The organism is Haloarcula japonica DSM 6131 (assembly GCF_000336635.1).
Classification (GTDB): domain Archaea; phylum Halobacteriota; class Halobacteria; order Halobacteriales; family Haloarculaceae; genus Haloarcula; species Haloarcula japonica.
The window spans coordinates 63,428-83,686 of sequence record NZ_AOLY01000027.1 but is presented as its reverse complement, the minus strand read 5'-3'; the positions used below and the strand labels follow the sequence as shown (position 1 = coordinate 83,686).

The following is a 20,259-nucleotide window of genomic DNA, read 5'->3' as shown; positions in this document are numbered from 1 at the left end:
GCACAGAAGATTCACCAGCAACGACCGATCTTACAAGAGACGCTCGCTACCGCTACGCAACCGAGGTGTGAGCACTAACTAAAGACGAATGCAGCAGGTGGCTATCGGCAGTTTCACGCGGGGATGACTCAATTTTTCATACAGTCAACAACAGAGAGACGACCGTCAGCAACACATTATGATGATTGGATCAACTCATCCAGTTCATCCACAATCCATCCTCCAGTAATCCCCTTCGCAACAATTTCGTGACGAACCCCATCATTGTACACTGACTCTAACTCCCGGTGGTATTCCGACCCAGGGCGGCCTTCAATCATCGCATCCAGACGCTTTAACATGAATTCACTATATTTCCATGGCAATGACTCCTCTTCATACTCTCTCAACTCACTACACCTCGTGAATATGATCTCCGTAATATACTTTTTGAACTGGTGTGGAATCTCTGCGGTCGTCAGAATCTCCTGATGGCACGACAACATAATCTCTACTGCCGACTTAGGAATGGTTCCACCTCGATTACGCCGATAGGATTCTAACGCAATGAATTCCTCATAGTTACCATCCTCGTTCGTCACATCATACTCGTCGTTTTCCACCATCCGCTCCATAATCCGAAGTAGATCACCCATGTTGCTAATCATCTCATACATAAACCGAGAGTAGTCGTTCGGCCATTCGCTATCCGGATCAGTTTCTTCCGTGTTCTTGTAGTTCTCGCACATCAGGCGAGTCATTGATTCGTAATAGTACAACCACATATGCCAGTCAATTCGCTGGTAGAGCGCTTCACGAACCATAATATCAAAGAAACTGATAGCGACAAAAATCGGGTCATTAAACACGTAGTCTTTCGAGCGACTTACAGATGTCAACCGCTGAGCGTTGTACTTATCGTACTCCTTCGTTCCCTGATCGCGCAACATTTCTTTGGCTGTATCCCCAATCGGCCTGTACGCATCTAACTCCTCAGCACGAGAGCAATCCGAGAACAACGCATGCAATAACCGATTATCGGGATTAACCCGATACCGGTGGATCCCGTCCATCGTCATGTTATTCGAAATCTCTTGGTACAGCAAGCTGTTTTTTTCTCGGAGGAGCGTTGTTAGATACTGATGCGTAACGTCTCGACGCTGGAACCCGTCAAGTTCGATGTCTAAGATGATGTCAATCCCGAGTCCAGGGTCAATAATCGGATATTTAGCGCCGAGTTCAGGGTCTAACAGCAGAGTTTCTGTGTAACTGGATGAGTCTTCTGCGGAGTCAGCAAGTCGGTACCGCAGCATCGCGAGATAGTATGTTGCTTGTCGACGCTTCAATTCGAACGTATCTCGTACACGCTCACGAGCGGATTGCTCCTCGTTATCTTCCTCTACATATTCGACCAAAGGCGAAGAATCATCAAGTTCTTCTGCTTCTTCAGTCTCTATAAGCGTGTGCGTGACTGTAACATCAATGTCTCGCCATTGTTGTTCACTCGGTGGCGTGGGTTTCTCCGGGTGGTCGATAAGGGGCGTGTAGTTGTCTCGAAGCACCTCTACGAGCGTGGCGTATTCGCCTCGGTTGTAGAGGTCACGTAGTGCAGATAAGAGCATTTGTTCGTTGCGAATACGCACACTTTTGCTTAGGAATACACCGAGGAACACGCCCATGATCGTGATGGTTGCAGCTAACTGAATGAATTCGATTTCGAGAGAGGTGATTTCGATGGGGGATTGTGTGTAGGCAGTTTTCAGGCTCCAGAGTGTGGTATTGTCGGTATTCTGTAAGTAGATGCTTCCAGCGTAGCTCACAAGAACGGTAAGTCCAAGAGCTGTGAGAAGGCCTGCAATGGGCTTGTTCCAAAGTGTGTAGGTGACTCGAAGTTGTCGATAACGGGGGAGTACTCTATAAATGGCAACAATTGTGGCGAGAAGTGTGAATATGAATAACTCCGCCATTATATAGAAGATTATTTTCGAGGTTTATTAACCGTAAGTGTTTGATAGACGGTTTCATCAGCGACAGATATACTGAACATCATGCAAGATACGCGCTGTGCATCTTGCACAGCCCGATCTACCAACCTAGAGACAGATACCAGTGTTTTGCTGTCTTCGGTAAGAGCCGAGACCAAGACAGGACGAGTTGGCTACTCGCCGTCCGTGCTGTCCGTCACTTCTGCGATGAACGTGTCCGTTGATCTGTCCAGATCGTACTGGTTGATGAGTTCGAGGGCAGCCAGCGCTGCGCCTGTGTCTACGAGGTCTGCGGCGAGCAACCGTTTGAGACGAAGGGTGCCTTTGTGGGCACGGTCGGAACCTGAACCGCGCATCTGGGTAAATTCCATGAAGAGTCGTCGCCAAGCAGTCGCCGAGCCGGTCACCGTGAGATTCCAGTCCGGGGCTTCATATCTAGAGTCCGACTGCCGGCGGTAGTGGCCTTCGAGTCTGTCGAGCAAGTCGTCGATGATCGTGCCCTTCTCAACGGTCCGTCCGTGTATGGCGTAGTCTGGGTCGACGAGATTGCGCCACTCGTCGTAGGAGGCGATATCGTACTCGACAGCTAGCTCAACCTCGACTGTTTCGAGACAATCGGCCTTCCCGGGTTCATTGACTCGTCGAAGTCGATCTGCGGTCCCCTCGGCGTGGACTGTGAGGTCTGGGAACTGCGCTTCGCTAGATGCTGGGTGCTGTTCTCCGGTCTGATCGCTGTTGGTGGTCTTCGATGCCATGGGTACTGTCGGGACGCTCTCACTGGACCGCCCCGCACCCGACTGGGGGTGCAAAAACTCACAGTCTGGTCGACTAATCGCTGAAGAATTGGCACACACCACTGTCTCCGGAGAAAACCACCAGACAGCGATGGTATTTTCACTCGAAATACGGTGTGTTAAGTCTGGGACTAAAGCCGGTCTCAAGGGGGTGTCGTAGGGACCCTCCTGAGGTTAGTTTGTCCTCGTTGCCTTCCCTAACTGCCTTTTATTTCATATAAATACAGAAAATATTAAAACGCTAAACAGGTAGTTGTCAATTATGGATAGCAACCTCACACCCGACGAGTGGGATCGAATTAGAGCGTTCGCACGGGCTGCAGATTGCCGCCAACGACCCGAGATACTGCTCCCTGAGGAAGCCCTTAAAAGCGACTAAGATACAATCACGTTCTGGTCCGCACCTGATGACTGGCTCCTACAATGTTCTAAGCAATTCAGCAGAGCAGAATACAACCAGCTGTACTGTCGGTATTCTATGCACTCAGAGCGAGATCAACTCACACTTCAAGTCGCTCTATCGGTTCGACCTCGAAGGTCAGCAGATGTGATCGAAGACGGGCGTAGGCCCCGTCGCCGTCAGTGGTGACGCAGTACCGGTTCAGCCGGGCCTCACGAGGATTGCCGTCGTTCTCTTGCCACTCTTCCAGAGTGAACTCAAGCGCCTCCAACTCGCTGTCAGCGTCTTCAAAGACGGCCGCGACCGATGGCGTCCCGTGGTTGTCAGCGACGTATGCGACCTTGACAGCGTCGTGGTTGGCGTCAAGTCTCGTCCACCCATCGAGCGCTTCCGGCGGGTCCTCGGCGAACTGCTCGATTTCGCGCTGAGTCAGTTCGGCTTCTGCGGCGTCGCGCCACGCTTGCTTGATGTCCTCGGCTTGGGACCGCTCGATTTCCTGAAGGACGTCGCTGTCGATACAGTCGGCGGCCCAGGCAAGCACGGTCTTGGCTTTCTCGTGCCTCTCCTCGGGTTCGCCGTCCAGCTGTCCGAAGTTCATCTCTTGGGGAGACATCAAGAGAACTGACGACCGCCAGTAGCCGGGGTCAGCGTCGCATTCCTCGTCGGCATTGGGAGCCCACGATTCCATCGAGGTCCGGACTTCCTCGTGGTGTCCGAAGCCGGTTCGGACGCCGCCGGCGCGCAGGATTCGCTCCGCGAGGTCGATGGTTCGCTCGCACTCGTCAGCAGGCGCTTCATCGGGGCGGTCAACGTCGGCGTAGAATGGCAAGCCGACTTTGCTGATGATCGTCTCTTTGTAGTTTGAGATAAGCAGCGGTTCATCGACGAAGATCGGGTCAAACGGTGGTTCGGTTGTCGGCAACATACTGGAAAGCCTCCAGCCATGGAGGCGACACAAAATCGCCCTGCGGCAGAGTCCGATCTAGAGGTACTGGTCGGCAGTGTCGCCGTGGTTCGCTTCCAGGGCTTCCCAGTCCGCCATCGCGTCGTACTCTGGCCGGACCTCTCCGTCAGAGAGCATATCATCGACGAAGGCTTGGACTTGTTCGTCGATAGAAGCGTCCTGCAGGTCGCGCTCACAAGCGACAAACTGGATACCACAGATTGTGCGTCCGTCTGCTGCAAGTTGCCAGAGCAGGAGCTTTCGGTTCTGGTAGGTTGCGAGTTCGGTCAGCAATGCGCCGTCTGGTGGGTTGGACATTATGTGGAACCTCCGACTGTGAGGGCTGCACAAAACGAACATTGTGAGTAAGGCAAAGAGGCGATACAGCGCTTCAGGAGGCTCCCCAAGGCGTGTTCGGATGAGTGCGAATAAATAAGATTATGACTCCCGGACGTGGCGTTTGGTTTGACAGGATGTACGATGTGAATAGTTTTAAACGTGATATGTTAGTCGTGATCGCAGGCATGGATAATCCGAAGGGGACAGAACTCACCGCCGAGTTGCAGGAGCACTATCCTGAAGAGATCACAGCCGGACGCGTGTATCCACAGCTGGATGACTTGGTCGAGAAGGGACTTATCAAGAAAATGGATAAGAACGGACGAGGAAATGAGTATCGACTGACAAGGCGTGGCGTGCGAGACCTCCAAGGCCATCGAGAGTGGGAGAATCAGTATCTGGCTCCGATTGACGAGCTATCTCCGTAGTGGACACTGAGAGAGGGTGACGCCACATTTCTATAGAAAACTCCTGTTGCTGTATTGATCAGAGTAACGTACTAACTCTCGAAATTCCCTGAAAAGCATCATTTGGTGCTGTGTCTGACGTACCTTTTTGACCTTTCCGACAGTTTTGCTCTCAAAGAGAGAAAAGATGGCTATGAGACTTAGCGTCAGTAATCAGAAAGGCGGCGCAGGAAAAACGACGACAGCACTCAATGTAGCCGGTGCACTGAACGAGTTAGGCAGTGAGGTGCTGCTAATCGACTTTGATCCACAGGGACATGCGACAGAAGGGTTAGGCTTCGAGGACCTGTACGATGATCCAGAGCAAGACTCGCTCTTTGAGGTCCTGCCCGATCTCGACCGGATGGACGATCTTGAGGATCTGATTGTTGAACATCAGGAGATGGACTGTGTCCCATCACATGTGCGGATGATCAACGCTGAGGATGAACTGTCGAACGTGATGCGCCGGGAGGAGCGCCTCGATATGCTTCTCGACAATGTCGACGACGAATATGACTTCATTATTGTCGACTGTCCACCGAACCTCGGCGTTCTGACCGATAACGCGATTGTAGCGACAGGTCATGTCTTGATCCCAGCGCAAGCGAAGTCAACGTCTATCCGTGCTATAGAGCTCCTATTCCAGCAGTTGCGAAGCATGGAGCAGGCATTTGGTGACATCCACGAAGTTGGTCTTGTAGCCAATGAGGTCGGTGTCGACGGTGAGGCAGATGAGATGATGGAGTGGTTCAAAGACGTCTTTGATGACAAAGAGAACTGTGAAGTCTTTGAAATCAGAAAGCGGGTTGCGTTACAGCGAGCGTGGAATAACGGTGTCTCAATCTTTGAACACGAGGAGGATTGTGATATGGAAGACGTCTATCTCGATATTGCATACCACTTGGAGGAACAGATCGATGGCTGACAAACGCGACCGCGACCCCTTTGACCAGCGGTATGACGAAGACGATGATCATAACAACACGCAATCAAATTCCTCAAAGACGTCAAAGACACCAGAAACAGCTACAACAAAAAAGACGGCAGAGACAGAAGAGAGTGAAAAGAGCGATGAGACAGCAGAGAGCAATGGCGTTCGCGAGCGACGGAACGTCAATATGTACTTACCGGACGGGCTTGTTGACGATCTGCAATTGCGCTATTCCGAGCTGAACGTCCAATGGCGTCGCGAGCACGGCGAGGACCTTCCGAAAAACGACGAGTTCTACCCAGCCGTTATTGAATCATCGCTGCAGGATACGACAATTGAGAAAGAACTGGGGCTCGCTGATGAGTAGCCAAAGTAAATAAGACCAAGCATTGAGTCTCGAACACACTACTCACACAGATCAACAAGTATCAGGGCGAGCGCTACCGCCAGACTACTAAGCCGAACGCGTGTTCCGCATTCGGGCGGAGTTACGTCTCAGGATTGGTTGAAATCTCGAACAGTTATTTTCGACTGTTAGACGGTCTCTAGAGCAGGTCCCCGTCCAGAAGAATGTACGAGGACCTATTGAGGCGGGGACTCTTGATGCATGAGTCCGATCGCAGCATGAGATGCCTCAAAAGCGGTCCATGGGAGGAATCTCAACGATTCGTCTGCCGCCTGTAGCGCTGGAATGGGTTGAATTTAAGCAATGCACAGAGGGAATCACGAGCCTGCAGGCAAAATTATGTTGCTTATTAAACGCTCTTGTGAAGCACGTTGTTGATTTTCAGAGGGCAGCATCAAGAGCATGTTTGAGCGCTTCGTCACCTGGTTTTCTGTAGAGTTCGNACGCTCTTGTGAAGCACGTTGTTGATTTTCAGAGGGCAGCATCAAGAGCATGTTTGAGCGCTTCGTCACCTGGTTTTCTGTAGAGTTCGCAGCGAAGCTGAAAGGCTCTGAGATACGGTGTTAGCTTGTCCTTTGACACTCCTCGATGGGGCGAGAGCCACCGTCGCGTCAGCGACGCGTGGCTCTCGCAACCGTTGACGTGTACTTCGCCATCAGCGTATTCACCGTCGCCGTGGACGACGTATTCGCGGGAGAATGCGTCGTCTTCTTCGAGCGGTTCGTACGCTCGAAATCCGTCCGTATAGACGGTCAGCGACTCCTCGTCGTGGTCAGCAAGCAGGAGTCGAATAGTCGATTCATCGGCGGATTTCGCTGGCACGACGTATCGATCGTCCGAGCCACGATCGACCAGCGTGAACACCGGCGGTTTGTCGCCGTCGTACGAGCCTCGTCCACGCGTGGACAGGCCACGCGAGCGCGACTCCTGGTCGCGCTCGCGGCCTTTGAGACCGGCAGAGACGTACACTTCGTCGATTTCGACCGGTCCAGACAGTGTGATCGAAGGCGCGTCGAGCGCGCTGGCGAAGCGCTCGACGCGCCGTCTCACCGTTCTGTACGAGAGATCGAGCTCTGCCTCGATCTGGCGAATACTCGTGTTGAACCGTAAGAACACGTAGATCGTGAAGTACCACTCTTTCAGCGAGAGCTTCGAATGAGCGAAGATCGTGCCGGTCTTGTCGTTGAACGTCCGGCCGCAATTCTTACACAGATACCGCTGATACTCCCGATAGCTGCCGTTTCTGACCGCCAGGTCAGAACGGCAGCGGGGGCACTCGACGCCATCACGCCAGCGAACCTGCTGCAACAGGTCCGCTGCAGCCGATTCCGACACGAATCGACTTATTGGGAACATATCGGGCACCGCTGGCGCGGTGCCCTTGCCCTCTTCGACTTTCAGCCGCAGCTCTCGCTATCAACAATCTCCTTCGCAAGAGCGTNTATTGGGAACATATCGGGCACCGCTGGCGCGGTGCCCTTGCCCTCTTCGACTTTCAGCCGCAGCTCTCGCTATCAACAATCTCCTTCGCAAGAGCGTATTAAAAGTCAGAATATTAGCGCAGAAGTTGAGACCGCTCCTCTCAATGCATACGGTCCGGACGCCACAAAGCACAGTCGGGGTTTGTACAGTAGAACTCGAATACCAGGGGGATCGATGCGACGATACACCGAGACGCCGGTAATCCGTTTTCCTGACCCAAGTCGTATTCAACCAGACAACGTTCCGTAGAGCCGCACACTTTGATTCTACCTTGGCTCGTCACTCGCTCCAGAATGCCTCGATTCGTTCGTCAAGACGAGTAAGTACGGTGGCGAGCACGTCCTGCCACTCATCTGGATAGTCTTCGTCCTCGCCTGGCGTCGGCGCATCCGGGGGCGGGTGGAAGTGGTCACGGGCGTTGTGGTCATTGGGATGGCGGTCCCAGCGGCACTCCCACGAGTTCCCCGTCCGGTATTGCTCGGAGTAATGGATGCTGAAGTCATCGGTTTCGAACCATCGGATACGAAGATACGCTCGCGTGACCCCGCTTGGGAAGTACCCGAGGTCGTAGTCAGCAACGACGGCGTTCGGTGCATACTCAGGGCGTGCTTGGACATCGCCGAAGCGGGCGCTTCTGGAGAGGTGTGGGGTAATCCGGTCGAGAATTTCAGCATCGGTCGGGCCGGTACTGGACGGCCCGTCCTGGTTGTCAGGCATCGATATGACCGGGAGAACTACCAGAAGTTGAGTGATCACGCCGCGCCGCGTCGAGGAGGGTAGCTCTGCGTTCGAGCGTTTTCCACTCGGAGAGCGCTTCCCACGCGTCTTCAGTTGCCATTTCGCGGCTGGCTTCGACAAGAGAGACGGCGTCGGGATGGTCTGCGTCGAACTGTTCTCTGTACTCCTCGGTCTGTTCGATGACGTCTGAAAGCACCTCAACGATCTCCTGGTCGGAGTATTCGCCGCGGATGCGGTCGATACGTCGCCACTGGAAGTACGCGTCGTTGCGCTCGTACCGGACGGGGCGGCCGTCGTGACGGTGAACCAATCCCATCCCGTCGAACCACTCCAAGTAGTCGCGGGCAGTCTCAGTATCACAATCAGCGAGATCGGCGATGTCGGAAACCTTCGTAGGGGTTCGAAGCCCGGTGACGATATCGAGAAGTCGCTCGCGGATCGGACCACCTTTGATCAGCGAATCGAGCGACTCTAAATCATCGAGATCCGGCGGTGACTCGTCGCCAGCGTACGCCTCGTCGGGAATGTCTGTGATATCCATTCGTGATGCCTCCGTACCTAATCTAACACTTGGACTGGTATATATCTATTGTGGGCTGAATTATTTCTGCTATGTGCTGCTGAGTCGCGAGTTCGACAGTCAGTGTATTCTAGAGGGTTGGAATAGATCAATTCTCTATCTTGGAAGGTATGCCTTGGGGTGTATAGTGATTTTTGTGTCCTCTTGGCTGGTCTATGCCAGTTCAGGCGAAGACTACACACTATACGATGAGTAACAGGTGAAAGCGTCCATACTAACTATTGCTGGTGCGGTTATACTCACTCTCGGAATCCCTAACGGCTAATATGTAGACTGCCTCTCAGTTGTTTGCATTGAAAGTTAGCTGAGTGAAGTAAATCCGAAAGAAACGCTCTCTAAGAGCAGAGTTGGGCTGCAGTTTCTCTTAGATTCTCAGAATCGATGTCGTCGAACATACTGTCTTCCTCGAGTGTTTCGATTACGGCAGAGACAGGCTCTTCAAATCGGAATAGGAGGTAGACTCCTGATTTGTACCCTCCACTAGTCCGGTCAGTTTCGAGTAATCCGTATGTTTCCGCTTTATCAATGTGGCTGTTGACTGTCTCTTGGGTGTATATGTCGGAATCCAAGTTATGGCAGATTGACTTATATATTTTGTAGACCGCAGGGCTCGGCGCTGCCCCGCTATTTATATCGGCTACAATAGCTGCGGCATATACGGTGAGTTTTTTCTGTAGGGACAGTCCGCGAACAATCTCTAAGACTCTGTTTTTGACCACGGAGTCGTTAGCTGCGCGGACATGGTCTTCTGTGACTGTCGTGTCGCCCTTGCTATTGGCTATCTCACCAGCATCTCGGAGTAGATCTATAGCTCGGCGTGCGTCTCCTTCATTGCGTGCGCCGTACGCTGCTACTAATTTGATAACCCCTTCGCCCAATGCACCGTCAACAAATGCATCTTGACGTCGGTTGAGAATCTCAATCAGCTCATTTGCATTGTAATCTGAGAAGTGTATGCCATTGGGGTTGTAGGAACTATCCGACCGGCTATCGAGATTCTGCCTGAATCTCGGACTGTTCGTCACAACGACTGTCGAAATAAGTGTGTCAACATGCTGTTCGGCCATGACACGGCTGAGACTATACAATAACCGAGAATATGCCGGCTCATCACCGCGTCCAGTTAGGGCATCAATCTCGTCCAAAATGAACACGAGAGCATCAAAGTGCCTGTCCGCAATATCATAGAGTCGGACGTATTTCTCATCTGTCGAGACTCCCTTTTGAGGGATGTCCCAAGAGACACCCGCTCTCTTTGCGGTCTGCTTTCCCAGTTTCCAAACCGCTCGATCAAGGGTATAGGACTCCATCGTTTTGAAGTTCACCGAAACATAGTCAAACGAAATATTGGCTTCTCGCGCCCGCTCTTTGACTTTTTCAGCAACAGACTTGACAGTGAGGCTCTTGCCAGTTCCACTGGGGCCATAAAGTAGGAGATCCGGTGGCCGCTCACCATCAAGAGTGTCCCTAAACGCACGAGCTTCTGCCGCAAGTTGTTCATCACGACCATATATGCGGTCGTGATCAACAATGGTGTTAGAATCCACCAGACTCTTATCAGCAAAGACTGACCGCCGGTCCCCACCGAGGATGTCATCGACTATTGAATCCTCTGACCCCGAAGCGGAGTCTGGTTCATTTTTTTCCTTGGTGGAACTGCCTAACTCGTCTGCCATTGTCTTTGCATGTGATTGCCATTGTAATAACCCTTTTCGAAATGAAGGGGGACCTTTCGAAATGAAGGCCCCATTTTCGAAATGAAATTATGTGGACCACCGTTTTCGAAATGAAGGCCCCGTTTTCGAAATGAAATCGTCATCGCAAAACGTGACCAGAATACACCTCCGCAAACAGGACACACTCACCCCGTTTTCGAAATGAAATGGGACCAAAGCGTGTCTGCTATTTCTGGTTGAAGTGAACCACAGAGTTTTACGCGTATCATCTCACCCGAAAACGTCCCCAATTCGGATTGAAATGAGTCGAGAACCCCAGCAGAAGACCGTTCCTCCGATTTAAGCCATAATATGAGGGTTCAGGCGTAGATTTCATTTCGAAAGAGGGGTGGGAGAGCTTCTTTCTCCCTAGCCACTATAACTAGGTTTCATTTCGAAAGAGGGGTGAGGGAGTCACAATCTACACAGTCGAGTCACCAACTATACACCCCTCTTATACCCGGAATATCGTTATCCACTAAAATAGAATTCACGCACCGGCTTCGGAGTATCACTGGATATCCAAACACACCGTCTTCGAAGTATTATCGTCATGTCCACAACAAGAGCAAATAAAAAAACTCATACCATTACTTGGATGAGAATTATGTTATTTCTTAGAGAACAGAATTTGAGCGCAGAAGCTGAGACTGGCGTTCTCAATGTATATCGAACTATCTTCCTTTGATGGCCCCAACTGGAGGTCTGCTCGACAAACTGCAACAGAATGCAGTCTTTAGCAGTCCAAGCCGATACGCTTAGTCGCGTTCCAGTTGCCGGTACTGGCGATGTGTGACACCGAGAGTGATATACTATCGCGAGGATGGGATTCCATCATATCGTACACATCCCCGATCGGAGAGTCACCAGTATTGAGCGGAGAATGGAACGACGAGAGGTTGGTGGGGTTACCCCTCGTAGCCCTCACCCTCGATTGGGCCGCTAAACACGCCGTAGAGGAATTTGAAGTACCACAGTACCAGCAGCAGGACCGGAAACCCGAGGACGGTCACGAGGTTCAGCGCTAGTGGCGACACGACCGCTTCTCTAACCAACAACCCGGTCGGCGGATAAATCGTCGGGTACAGCAGAATTGCGACCAAGATCGTCAACAGTGTGGGCAGTGACAGTGCGCTTGCAAGCCAGGCTCGGTACCGGCCGCGTCTGGCTAGTACGCTCCCGCTCAGCCCGACGGCGACCGAGAGAGCGACGACTGCAGCGACGGGCAGCGAGAGCACCGCGTCGGCAGCACCGCCCACATCGGTCAGGACGACGGTTCCCAGCAGCACGACCACACCGCCAAGGTACGCCACTGTCGCACCGATACCGTACGCTCGCAGATCCGATGCCAGACCGGGCTCGGTCTTGGCTGCGAGGAACGCCGCCCCCGTGACTATCGAGACGGCGACTAGGCCGACGCCAGTCAACGCCACTGGTAGCGTCGCCTCGCCGAACAGCCAGCGACCCGCGAGCATCCCCAACAGGAGCGGCGCGAACACGCTCCCGCCGATGAACGCATAGTCGGTGTAGCGCTTCCAGCGCTCGTCGTCGCGCTGCTCGCGGAGTTCCGGACCGAGGCCCCGGAACACCAACGCGACGACGAACCCGAGCGCGAGCAGATAGTTGTCCGCCAGCAGGCGCGAGTACACGCGCGGGAACGCCGCTAGCAGCATCGTCCCGAAGGCGACGACCCACACCTCGTTCGCGTCCCAGACCGGTCCGAACGCCGCTAGGAACGTCTCTCGCTCGCGTTCGTCCGTCCGGGTCGCGTAAAGCATCCCGATACCGAAGTCGAACCCGTCGAGGACAACGTACATCCCCAACGCGAACAGCACGGCGCCGAACCAGATCTCCGGCAGGGACTCGACGAGGTACGCGTCGACGGGCAACAGCGTGTCAGTCATCGCTACTCACCCACGGAATCGGGCCGTGCCAGCGGCCACCACTCGACTCTCGAACGCCGAGTGACCGGAGCTCCTCCCGGACCAGCCACTTCAGGATGTACAGCGCAGTCAGCATCAGCCCGACGTAAAGCACGACAAACGCAACCAGAGTCAGTGTCGCCTCGGCCCCGGTGAGCGTCGATGACACCGCCTCGCTCGTCTTGAGCTCGCCCTGGATGACCCACGGCTGCCGGCCGATCTCGGTGACGTACCAGCCGGTGAGCAACGCAGCGTAGCCGAACGGTGATGCAGCGATCATCGCCTTCAGGTAGCGTGTGCTGTCGGCCAACCGGCCTCGGTACATGAGGAACCCGCCCCAGAGCGCGAGCCCGATGAACAGGAACCCGAGCCCGACCATGAAACGGAACGACCAGAACACGAGTGCTACGGGGGGGTTCTCCTCGTACTCGTTCAGTCCGATGACCTCGGCGTCAAAGTCCCCGCCACTGGCGAGGAACGACCCGACCGCGGGGAGGCTTACGGTGACGAGATTCTCGGCGCGCGGATCGGTGAGTGCCTCAGGTGACTTCGGAAACGCGAGCAGGTGTAGATCGGCCTGCCCCGTCTCGTAGTGTGCCTCCATCGCGGCAAACTTCTGTGGCTGGGTGTCCTCAACGTGGCGGCCGTAGGCGTCGCCGTGGATCGCCTGGAATGGTGCGGAGGCGATCAGGAGTACGACAGCCAACTTGAGTGCGGTGTTCCAGGCTTCAGCATCGGGCTTTTTCCAGACGATGTACGCCGAGACGCCTGCGACCAGCAGTGCGACCGAGATCACCGACGCGTTCATCATATGGACGTACATCCAGGGCATTCTCGGGGTGAAGAACGCGGCGAACGGGTCGGTTAGTTTGGCGATTTCCATCCCGTTGCGGGTGACCATCTCGTAGCCCCGTGGGGTCTGCATCCAGGCGTTGACGATCAAGATCCAGAACCCCGACAGCCAGGCACCGAAGCCGACGAGTACCGACGAGATAATGTAGGTCCGATCTTTGACTCGGTCGCGGCCGTACAGCAACACGCCAAGGAAGACGGCCTCTAAGAAGAACGCCATCTTCGCTTCGAAGGCCAGCGGGCCGCCGATCAGTTCTCCAGCCACCTCGGCGAACTGTGGGAAGTTTGTGCCGAACTGGAAGCTCATCGGAATCCCGGTGACTGTACCCATCACGAAGCCGGCGGCGAAAACCTTCACCCAGAACGAGCGCAATCGCGCATACCGCCGCTCGTTCGTCCGCACGTCTTTCCAAGTGAAGTAGATAATAAACGGTGCGAGCCCGATCGAAAGAGATGCGAAGATGATGTGAACGGAAATTGTCCATCCAAACTGCATACGGCTCGCGAGTTCTGGTGAGAGGAACGTCACTAATCCTGGGACGATGGCACCCAGTAGTGTGATTGGACTCATTGACCTTACGCTACGACACAATAGCTTATGAGTAGCCCCACGGTTCCCACTTTGGAGCATTCACCACAACATTTTAATCAATAAGCCTATATTTCTTACATTATAGATTGATATTATTATCTATATGACAATGTTAGTTTGCGAAATGATAAAAAGACGGAATTGGGTGTGTAGAGGCGACGATAACGATATTATGGCGAACAAATCAATCACATGGACGCTCTTGTGGCGTAGATTGTTGGTGAGGATCTCGTACCTCGGGTGAGTCCCCTGAGATTCCTCGTTCAACCGGTTTCACCCCCAGTTCTGGATCGATTGATCGCGTAGTTCAACTCTTAGAAAATCACCAGGCAGCCCTCCACTAACAATCCCCTACCCAAGAGCGAAGCCCAGAATGCGGGTGTTGGGATTCCGCGTGCACCGACACGAAAGTCAGATACCGCCGAAACGGGCTGGTGAGTCAGAACCGGACGATTGCTACGTGGCACGGGTTGAGACCCGTCGTTTCAATGCATATGGAGCTATCACCCTTCGCTTGCCCCGATTAGAGTGCCTGCTCAACAAACTGCGACACAATTCGGTCTTCGGCACCCCCACAGAAGTTGAGACCGCCGCTCTCAATGCACGAGTTCAATCGTCTCCGTGTCATGAAGAGCGCCAGTGGTATCTCATGCGTGACCCTGCGATGATTCGTCTGCCGTCTGCAGTACAGGAGTGGCCGAAGCTACAGAATGCATAAAGGGAATCATGAACCTATGCGGACAACGATAGTGTTGTTTATCAAAGGTCAGAATTTGAGCGAATTTTATATATCAATATGCACTTTATCAAACCCACTAAGTCTATCTAACCTACCATACAGAACCTGAGACGGCGATATTCTAGTTTTGTGATTAGGTTTGTATTAGTGTAGTAAGCACCACCAGATTTACCCGGACCGCCGCTGTACGGGAAGCATGGATCGTCTTCCGCCTGCATACGACGCTACTCCCGGGGGTGACGCCCTCGAAACAGCCATCGAGAAACGACTTGTCGATATCGACTCCGGGCGCTACGGATCAAAATAAGGCGCGTTGACAGTCATCCAGAAAGCTCACCCGTTCCGTACTGTTGTTCCCACTCGTTTCGAGCAGCTATCTCTCGCTCGCCACGTTGCGTGATTGAATAGATGTTGGTCCGTCTGTCTTTGTGCGCCTTCTCAACGAGGCCTTTGTCGACAAGTGTGTCAAGACTTGGGTAGAGCCGTCCGTGGTGGATCTCTTTCTCGTAATAGTCTTCGAGCTCGTCTTTGATAGCGAGGCCATGTGGGCCGTCTAGACCGTACACCACATACAGCAGGTCACGTTGAAAACTGGTGAGGTCAAACATTTCAGGCTGGCTAACAACTTTGCGCCATTAAGTCTAATGAAATTGACCAAAATCCAGACGCATTAATGGCTACTTTGAGGGCTAGAACCAGTCTCGAAAACGGCTGAAATCTGATGGTAAACTAGCTGTTAATCCTCGTCTTCCTCGCCTGCCTCGTCTGCCTCGGGCTGAACATCCCGAAGCCGACCACTGATCTCCTGGTCGTACTCTTCTAGGAGCTTGTAGAACTCCACAATCGTCTCCTCGGCAGTCTCACCCTTCGATTTGATCGTCACTCTGTCTTGATCGCGGGTGTCAGTGCCTCGATCCAACCGTGCTTCCATACTGCACCCAAAGTCCGTTCGTTCGACCTTTTCAACTGAGTCTGGAGCCGTGTCTGGCTCTGTGTCTGGTTCATTGGACATGGTTTTCCTCGGGACGCTCTCACTGGAACGCCCCGCACCCGACTGGGGCACACAAAACAGCCGTCAATCGCTGCCCTCGAACGCACCCAGACTGGCCTGCTCACTCGGAACAGACGTCGCAACAGGAGATGCTTGGTCTTCCGCGCCCGTGTCTGTCCCCTGCGTTGGACTGGGCTGATCCTCCGCCTCGACCGTGTTCTCGAAGGCGTCGGTCACCCACTCGCGAAGCTCCTCGACCGCCTCGTCATCTAGCTCGCGAACACTCCCACCCAGCGAAGAGTACGACGTCTGCCACGCTCGCTGGAACTCGACAGTCAGTGAGTCGCCCTGTATGATATAGGCATCCAGATTCAGGAAACAGCAGTTCAGCGCCGTCATTCGGGCACACAGTGGGTCCTTGTCTTGCCCGACAAACAGCGCGTCTGGCTGCTTTCGACCGGCGACCAGTAGCGTCCGACCGCTCCCACAGGCCGGGTCAAGGACCGTCTGTCTATCATCGGTATCGCTCTCGCCTCCGACGCCGGCGATCTCGGCCATCGTCTCGCAAACAGAGTGGGGCGTGAAATATTGTCCGAACGCATCGCTGGACATCCCGTATTCCTCGTAGACAGCACCCAGAACGTCAGCGTCGGTAGCCGCCATCCGTTCTTGGAGCTGGCCGAACGCCGTGGCGAAGAGGTCGACCGACCGCTGCCCGCGTGGGTGATCCATGTCGCCGCGCTCGCGATAGTCGTCAACGATCTCCAGATACGGGTCGTCTCGGTCCTGCAGTGCGAACAGCACGAGGTTGACCCAGTCTCGAAAGACCGTGTGCGCGCTGTGCCCGCGCTGGCGAATTTGCTCAAGCGTTGCAACAATCTCGTTGACGTCGATCTGTGGCGAAGCCATGCTCTCTCAGCCACCAGAGAGTCACAAAATCTGGCCTGCTGGAGAGTGCCACTCTAGAAGGAATGCCTGTCGAGTGTTCGGATCATGAGTCCCCACTGGAGAAGACGGGGAACCACTCGCGGCACTCGGTACAGGTGGTACCACGTCGTATTTCCCCATCATGAATTGGGTCTATTCCGTTCGGGGCATCGCAATGTGGACACGCAACCGTCTCAGCGTACTCACTCTCACTCATCCCTACCAGTACTCCGACTCGACACACCTGATTCTGTCGTACTCAGTAGCGAAAGAGACCTCATAGCAGCTACGGCGGGTCGTACAGTTCTTCGACCGAGCGCCGGTAGTGGTCCTGGCTGGAGTCTGGAACGGGATCAGCCTCCTCTATGTCCTTCGCGATGACGCTGGTGAACTGCTTGGGTGGCTTCCAACTGCCGTCAGTTTCGCGGGCTTCGGACTCTTTGACGAGTGCGTGCTCACCGTCAGCGGTGACGTACAGGACACGAATCCCCGGTTTCTCGCTCAGCGGACCCCTGAGTAGCTTTCCAGTTCGTGTATTGACCAGCCACTCAAGTAAGAGCCCAGCCCGACACTGGATTGCGTACAGTTGCACCTCATCTTCTGCGGGAGATTCTGTGCGACCGTTGTCGGCCCACGATTGGGGCAGCGACCGATTGTTAGTCTCATCTTTCCAGCGCCACTTCAACTTTTTCGGCCCGGTGTTCCCACGTTGGTATTTACTACTCATTGTTGGATTCTCTCAGCCACTAGAGAAACACAAAATCCACTCATTATCGCCTCTATCGCAACTTTTTTGCTGTTTGAGAATATATGTATTAGTACGAGGACTCATCATGAAAACAGCCGAGTCCCCAACCGCGACTAGCGAGTGTTCGCCACCAAACCAGTGGATATCCCGCCAGCCAAGTGGCACCCGTGATCTTGACTTCCAGCAGATCCGACAGCGTCGGTCAGCAACGTGGAACGCTGCCCTCGATGCCAGTGTCGACGTAACGAAGGGCGGTCGCCCGGACCTGTTTCTCGTCTCCGCCGACGGCGACTGTCCTGTGAACTGCTCGCTGGCCGAGCATCCTAACGGAACCCACGCCGGCTGGTGCAGTTGCGAAGTCTTCCAGGCGACGACTGTCTGCCCACATCTCTGCGTTCTCCGCCAGCACGCTGCCCTCGGTGATCTCGACCTGCCGATGCGGAACCAGACCTGAAGCACAGCTCAGTCGTCGCTCATCGAGACGCCGGCCAGCGGTCGAACGTCGACGCGCCCAACCCGGTCGTGGTCAAGACACTGGCACAGTCGTTCTCGAACCGTCGCCTGCGAACACGGCTCGACGTCAACCCCTAGCCGGGGGTCGTCTCGAATCTGGACGTACTCTGCGTCGACGTCCAACGGCGTGTGCTCGACCCGACACCAGATCGTCTTCGCTCCGGCTTGGTCTAGATCAGTCACGTACCGAGCAGCCACCGCTTCGTGGCGAAGTTCGACGAGGACTCGTTCGACAAACGATGCGACTTTCGTTGGCGACCGTGGCGCTGGGACCGACGCAAAAACACTCGAAGAGTCGTGCTGTGCCGCCGATTCGGGAGTATCAGTAACTGACATATGTCTCTCTCAGGACGTGCTTGCTGGCTCGCCCTGCACCCTCGCCGGGGCACGCAAAACAGGCCGTCGCGAGAGGTCACGCAACAATATGCTCCTCGATCTGCTGGAACCACTGACGGGCCGTCGTAATATGCACATCCAGCGGCTCGCAGATCGTCACTTGCGTGAGCCGGATGTCTGACTCTTGACCGGCGAGATACAGAGCGCCGGCTGCAACCCCATCCGGTCGCCCGTTGACCGCTGTTGACTCAGTTGCCTGCTCTGCGAGTTCGAGTGCCCGCTGGCGAATCTCCGGGGAAACGTTGAATGGAAGGTCCGAACAAATCCGCGCCACCCAGTCCACCGGAAGCGACACTGGAATCGGAAGGTCAAGTTCCACCAAGAACGTCCGGTAGCAGTTCCATATATGGGAGTCTGAACACCGTGCGACATCGGCTACCGTCTCCATCGTCACGAGGCCATTGCACCGGCAGGCGGCGTACACAGCGGCCGCTGCACCGCCCTCAATCGACCGTCCGATCAGGAGGTCTTTTTCCTGTGCCTCCCGGAAGAACGTGGCTGCCTGCTCTTTCACCGCGTTGCTCTCAGACAGGGCACTCGCGATGCGTCGGATTTCGCCAAGCCCGTGAGCAAGATTTCGGTCGCGCTTGCTGGTGAACTTCGACCGGCCATGGAGTCGTCGCTGGCGAGCAAGCCGTCGACGCTGTCTCGGGGAAATATCTGCACTCTCAACCGAGCCGATATTCGTCGACAGGCCTCGGTCGTGGCGAGTGGCCGTCCGAGGCGCACCCGTCCGTTTCTGTTCCTCCTTGTCGTACGTCCGCCACGCTGGCCTGCGGTCGATCTGGTCTTGGTCGGTCACCAGGCCACAGTCCTCGCAGTGCGTTTCTCGCCCGCTGCTATCGAGTTCGCCGCCACACTCGGGACAACCCGACGTAGCTGCAAACAACGCTGTCTGGACAGTTTGTGAAGACATATTTCGAGACATCCTCTCACCTGACCAGAGGGGCAGAAAACACGCTGCGGCGCCCGGTTAGGCGTCTGGCAGTTTTCCATCCGGGCGGGGGACTCGCTGGGCGTCGATCTCGATCTCGACCCGGCGACGGTGCTTGCATCGCTCGGCGATATCGGGACAGCTGCACGTCTCCTCAAGCACATCGACCTCGTACCGGCTATCTGACGCTGAGTGGACCTCGTAGCGACCGGGCTTTGCGAGGAAGGAAACGTCGATATCTTCCTGCTTCGCTCGTTTCGTGCGTGGCTCGTCCTCGGAGGTGACAGCCAAGGGGTCCTCGTTGGGGTCTGTGACACCGCCGTCGTCGAACCGGACCTCCATGACTCCGCCGTCAGCGACTGCTTTCCGTGGTTCGCCGTCGACGTGCAACCCGAACTGGTCGTCCAGAGCGTCGTCGTCCACCCACTGCGGGATAGGTCGCTCGCCGGTGGCGAAGGCGACTCGCTTCTGGTGCTTGCACTCCTCGCCGGGGTTGAACTGTTTCCACTTGCACTCACAACTCCCTGTTCGAGTGTCGACAAGATACTCTGAGCCGGAGCCAGAGTTGACCAAGAAGAGGTTGTCGGCGTTTCGTGCCCGACCAATCGAGTCTAACACGGTCATCACTTCGGTCAGCGCCCGAACGGTCCGGTTGTTCGGGTCAGCCTCCTCCAGTTCGCTCTCGTCGATGCTGCCGGCGTCGCTATGGGATTCTGTGGTAGCCATGTGTAACAGGCGGCACGCCCTCTCTGGGACGCCCCTCACCCCGCTGGGGCACAGAAAATTCGGTGACTAGAGTTCGTGAAGGCGCAACTCTATTTCAGATAGAAGCGGTCAGCGCAGGAGACTCACCTATGGGCGGGAAATCGGAGCTATTGAGATTTTGTCAGTCAACCCGTGCAAG

General features: G+C 54.8%; 21 protein-coding genes. 4 read left to right on the top strand and 17 right to left on the bottom strand.

What is annotated here, in order from left to right:
- Positions 1–176: 176 nt before the first annotated feature.
- From C444_RS08835 to C444_RS08820, 4 genes are all read right to left on the bottom strand, one after another.
- Complete coding sequence (locus tag C444_RS08835) at positions 177–1,946, bottom strand: hypothetical protein (RefSeq protein WP_004592366.1); 1,770 nt, start codon at positions 1,944–1,946, stop codon at positions 177–179.
- Between the two features lie 191 nt (positions 1,947–2,137).
- Entirely contained in the window at positions 2,138–2,719 is a 582-nt protein-coding gene (locus C444_RS08830) for a hypothetical protein (RefSeq protein ID WP_004592365.1), read from the bottom strand.
- 539 nt (positions 2,720–3,258) lie between these two features.
- A complete protein-coding gene (locus tag C444_RS08825; protein WP_004592364.1) occupies positions 3,259–4,083 on the bottom strand; it encodes a hypothetical protein in 825 nt (274 codons plus the stop codon).
- A gap of 57 nt (positions 4,084–4,140) precedes the next feature.
- Entirely contained in the window at positions 4,141–4,419 is a 279-nt protein-coding gene (locus C444_RS08820; protein ID WP_004592363.1) for a hypothetical protein, read from the bottom strand.
- Positions 4,420–4,541: 122 nt separating this feature from the next.
- Between C444_RS08820 and C444_RS08815 the strand changes: the two genes are divergently transcribed.
- From C444_RS08815 to C444_RS21210, 3 genes are all read left to right on the top strand, one after another.
- Complete coding sequence (locus C444_RS08815; RefSeq protein WP_004592362.1) at positions 4,542–4,868, top strand: helix-turn-helix transcriptional regulator; 327 nt, start codon at positions 4,542–4,544, stop codon at positions 4,866–4,868.
- 172 nt (positions 4,869–5,040) lie between these two features.
- Entirely contained in the window at positions 5,041–5,814 is a 774-nt protein-coding gene (locus C444_RS08810; RefSeq protein WP_080509695.1) for an AAA family ATPase, read from the top strand.
- Positions 5,807–6,187 carry a hypothetical protein gene (locus tag C444_RS21210; RefSeq protein WP_004592360.1) on the top strand — a complete coding sequence of 127 codons (381 nt, stop codon included), beginning with the start codon at positions 5,807–5,809 and terminating at the stop codon, positions 6,185–6,187. The genes C444_RS08810 and C444_RS21210 overlap by 8 nt, the downstream gene beginning before the upstream one ends.
- A gap of 510 nt (positions 6,188–6,697) precedes the next feature.
- Here C444_RS21210 and C444_RS08800 read toward each other — a convergent pair.
- From C444_RS08800 to C444_RS08755, 10 genes are all read right to left on the bottom strand, one after another.
- The gene (locus tag C444_RS08800; protein WP_004592359.1) at positions 6,698–7,582 is read right to left on the bottom strand and encodes an IS1595-like element ISHja1 family transposase; all 885 of its coding nucleotides are present in this window, start codon (positions 7,580–7,582) and stop codon (positions 6,698–6,700) included.
- A 405-nt stretch (positions 7,583–7,987) separates the two neighbouring features.
- Positions 7,988–8,425 carry a hypothetical protein gene (locus C444_RS08795; protein ID WP_004592358.1) on the bottom strand — a complete coding sequence of 146 codons (438 nt, stop codon included), beginning with the start codon at positions 8,423–8,425 and terminating at the stop codon, positions 7,988–7,990.
- Positions 8,418–8,987: a DUF7342 family protein gene (locus C444_RS08790; RefSeq protein WP_004592357.1), complete on the bottom strand. Its 570-nt coding sequence runs from the start codon at positions 8,985–8,987 to the stop codon at positions 8,418–8,420. Before C444_RS08790 ends, C444_RS08795 begins: the two co-directional genes overlap by 8 nt.
- 374 nt (positions 8,988–9,361) lie before the next feature.
- A complete protein-coding gene (locus C444_RS08785; RefSeq protein ID WP_004592356.1) occupies positions 9,362–10,702 on the bottom strand; it encodes a Cdc6/Cdc18 family protein in 1,341 nt (446 codons plus the stop codon).
- Between the two features lie 947 nt (positions 10,703–11,649).
- Positions 11,650–12,645: a cytochrome d ubiquinol oxidase subunit II gene (locus C444_RS08780; RefSeq protein ID WP_004592355.1), complete on the bottom strand. Its 996-nt coding sequence runs from the start codon at positions 12,643–12,645 to the stop codon at positions 11,650–11,652.
- Positions 12,638–14,086, bottom strand: a complete 1,449-nt coding sequence (locus C444_RS08775; protein WP_004592354.1) for a cytochrome ubiquinol oxidase subunit I — start codon at positions 14,084–14,086, stop codon at positions 12,638–12,640. The genes C444_RS08780 and C444_RS08775 overlap by 8 nt, the downstream gene beginning before the upstream one ends.
- Positions 14,087–15,166: 1,080 nt before the next feature.
- Positions 15,167–15,454: a helix-turn-helix transcriptional regulator gene (locus C444_RS08770; RefSeq protein ID WP_004592353.1), complete on the bottom strand. Its 288-nt coding sequence runs from the start codon at positions 15,452–15,454 to the stop codon at positions 15,167–15,169.
- Positions 15,455–15,582: 128 nt separating this feature from the next.
- Positions 15,583–15,858: a DUF7389 domain-containing protein gene (locus tag C444_RS08765; RefSeq protein ID WP_004592352.1), complete on the bottom strand. Its 276-nt coding sequence runs from the start codon at positions 15,856–15,858 to the stop codon at positions 15,583–15,585.
- Between the two features lie 63 nt (positions 15,859–15,921).
- Complete coding sequence (locus C444_RS08760) at positions 15,922–16,746, bottom strand: N-6 DNA methylase (RefSeq protein WP_004592351.1); 825 nt, start codon at positions 16,744–16,746, stop codon at positions 15,922–15,924.
- A 304-nt stretch (positions 16,747–17,050) separates the two neighbouring features.
- The gene (locus C444_RS08755) at positions 17,051–17,491 is read right to left on the bottom strand and encodes a hypothetical protein (RefSeq protein ID WP_049909357.1); all 441 of its coding nucleotides are present in this window, start codon (positions 17,489–17,491) and stop codon (positions 17,051–17,053) included.
- Between the two features lie 106 nt (positions 17,492–17,597).
- Between C444_RS08755 and C444_RS08750 the strand changes: the two genes are divergently transcribed.
- Complete coding sequence (locus tag C444_RS08750) at positions 17,598–17,966, top strand: hypothetical protein (RefSeq protein WP_004592349.1); 369 nt, start codon at positions 17,598–17,600, stop codon at positions 17,964–17,966.
- A gap of 8 nt (positions 17,967–17,974) precedes the next feature.
- On the opposite strand, the gene C444_RS08745 is transcribed toward C444_RS08750, so the two are convergent.
- The 3 genes from C444_RS08745 to C444_RS08735 form a co-directional block, all read right to left on the bottom strand.
- On the bottom strand, positions 17,975–18,361 hold the full coding sequence (locus tag C444_RS08745) for a hypothetical protein (RefSeq protein WP_004592348.1): 387 nt from the start codon (positions 18,359–18,361) through the stop codon (positions 17,975–17,977).
- A 76-nt stretch (positions 18,362–18,437) separates the two neighbouring features.
- Positions 18,438–19,337 carry a transcription initiation factor IIB gene (locus C444_RS08740; protein WP_004592347.1) on the bottom strand — a complete coding sequence of 300 codons (900 nt, stop codon included), beginning with the start codon at positions 19,335–19,337 and terminating at the stop codon, positions 18,438–18,440.
- Positions 19,338–19,394: 57 nt separating this feature from the next.
- On the bottom strand, positions 19,395–20,081 hold the full coding sequence (locus C444_RS08735; RefSeq protein WP_004592346.1) for a hypothetical protein: 687 nt from the start codon (positions 20,079–20,081) through the stop codon (positions 19,395–19,397).
- Positions 20,082–20,259 lie beyond the last annotated feature (178 nt).

Excerpts from the sequence above, each read along its gene's own strand:
- C444_RS08790 (WP_004592357.1), bottom strand. The coding sequence starts at position 8,987 with ATGGATATCACAGACATTCCCGACGAGGCGTACGCTGGCGACGAGTCA.
- C444_RS08825 (WP_004592364.1), bottom strand. The coding sequence starts at position 4,083 with ATGTTGCCGACAACCGAACCACCGTTTGACCCGATCTTCGTCGATGAA.
- C444_RS08750 (WP_004592349.1), top strand. The coding sequence starts at position 17,598 with ATGAAAACAGCCGAGTCCCCAACCGCGACTAGCGAGTGTTCGCCACCA.
- C444_RS08785 (WP_004592356.1), bottom strand. The coding sequence starts at position 10,702 with ATGGCAGACGAGTTAGGCAGTTCCACCAAGGAAAAAAATGAACCAGAC.
- C444_RS08775 (WP_004592354.1), bottom strand. The coding sequence starts at position 14,086 with ATGAGTCCAATCACACTACTGGGTGCCATCGTCCCAGGATTAGTGACG.
- C444_RS08755 (WP_049909357.1), bottom strand. The coding sequence starts at position 17,491 with ATGAGTAGTAAATACCAACGTGGGAACACCGGGCCGAAAAAGTTGAAG.
- C444_RS08740 (WP_004592347.1), bottom strand. The coding sequence starts at position 19,337 with ATGTCTTCACAAACTGTCCAGACAGCGTTGTTTGCAGCTACGTCGGGT.
- C444_RS08745 (WP_004592348.1), bottom strand. The coding sequence starts at position 18,361 with ATGTCAGTTACTGATACTCCCGAATCGGCGGCACAGCACGACTCTTCG.
- C444_RS08770 (WP_004592353.1), bottom strand. The coding sequence starts at position 15,454 with ATGTTTGACCTCACCAGTTTTCAACGTGACCTGCTGTATGTGGTGTAC.
- C444_RS21210 (WP_004592360.1), top strand. The coding sequence starts at position 5,807 with ATGGCTGACAAACGCGACCGCGACCCCTTTGACCAGCGGTATGACGAA.
- C444_RS08830 (WP_004592365.1), bottom strand. The coding sequence starts at position 2,719 with ATGGCATCGAAGACCACCAACAGCGATCAGACCGGAGAACAGCACCCA.
- C444_RS08800 (WP_004592359.1), bottom strand. The coding sequence starts at position 7,582 with ATGTTCCCAATAAGTCGATTCGTGTCGGAATCGGCTGCAGCGGACCTG.
- C444_RS08835 (WP_004592366.1), bottom strand. The coding sequence starts at position 1,946 with ATGGCGGAGTTATTCATATTCACACTTCTCGCCACAATTGTTGCCATT.
- C444_RS08815 (WP_004592362.1), top strand. The coding sequence starts at position 4,542 with ATGACTCCCGGACGTGGCGTTTGGTTTGACAGGATGTACGATGTGAAT.
- C444_RS08765 (WP_004592352.1), bottom strand. The coding sequence starts at position 15,858 with ATGTCCAATGAACCAGACACAGAGCCAGACACGGCTCCAGACTCAGTT.
- C444_RS08810 (WP_080509695.1), top strand. The coding sequence starts at position 5,041 with ATGAGACTTAGCGTCAGTAATCAGAAAGGCGGCGCAGGAAAAACGACG.
- C444_RS08780 (WP_004592355.1), bottom strand. The coding sequence starts at position 12,645 with ATGACTGACACGCTGTTGCCCGTCGACGCGTACCTCGTCGAGTCCCTG.
- C444_RS08820 (WP_004592363.1), bottom strand. The coding sequence starts at position 4,419 with ATGTCCAACCCACCAGACGGCGCATTGCTGACCGAACTCGCAACCTAC.
- C444_RS08795 (WP_004592358.1), bottom strand. The coding sequence starts at position 8,425 with ATGCCTGACAACCAGGACGGGCCGTCCAGTACCGGCCCGACCGATGCT.
- C444_RS08760 (WP_004592351.1), bottom strand. The coding sequence starts at position 16,746 with ATGGCTTCGCCACAGATCGACGTCAACGAGATTGTTGCAACGCTTGAG.
- C444_RS08735 (WP_004592346.1), bottom strand. The coding sequence starts at position 20,081 with ATGGCTACCACAGAATCCCATAGCGACGCCGGCAGCATCGACGAGAGC.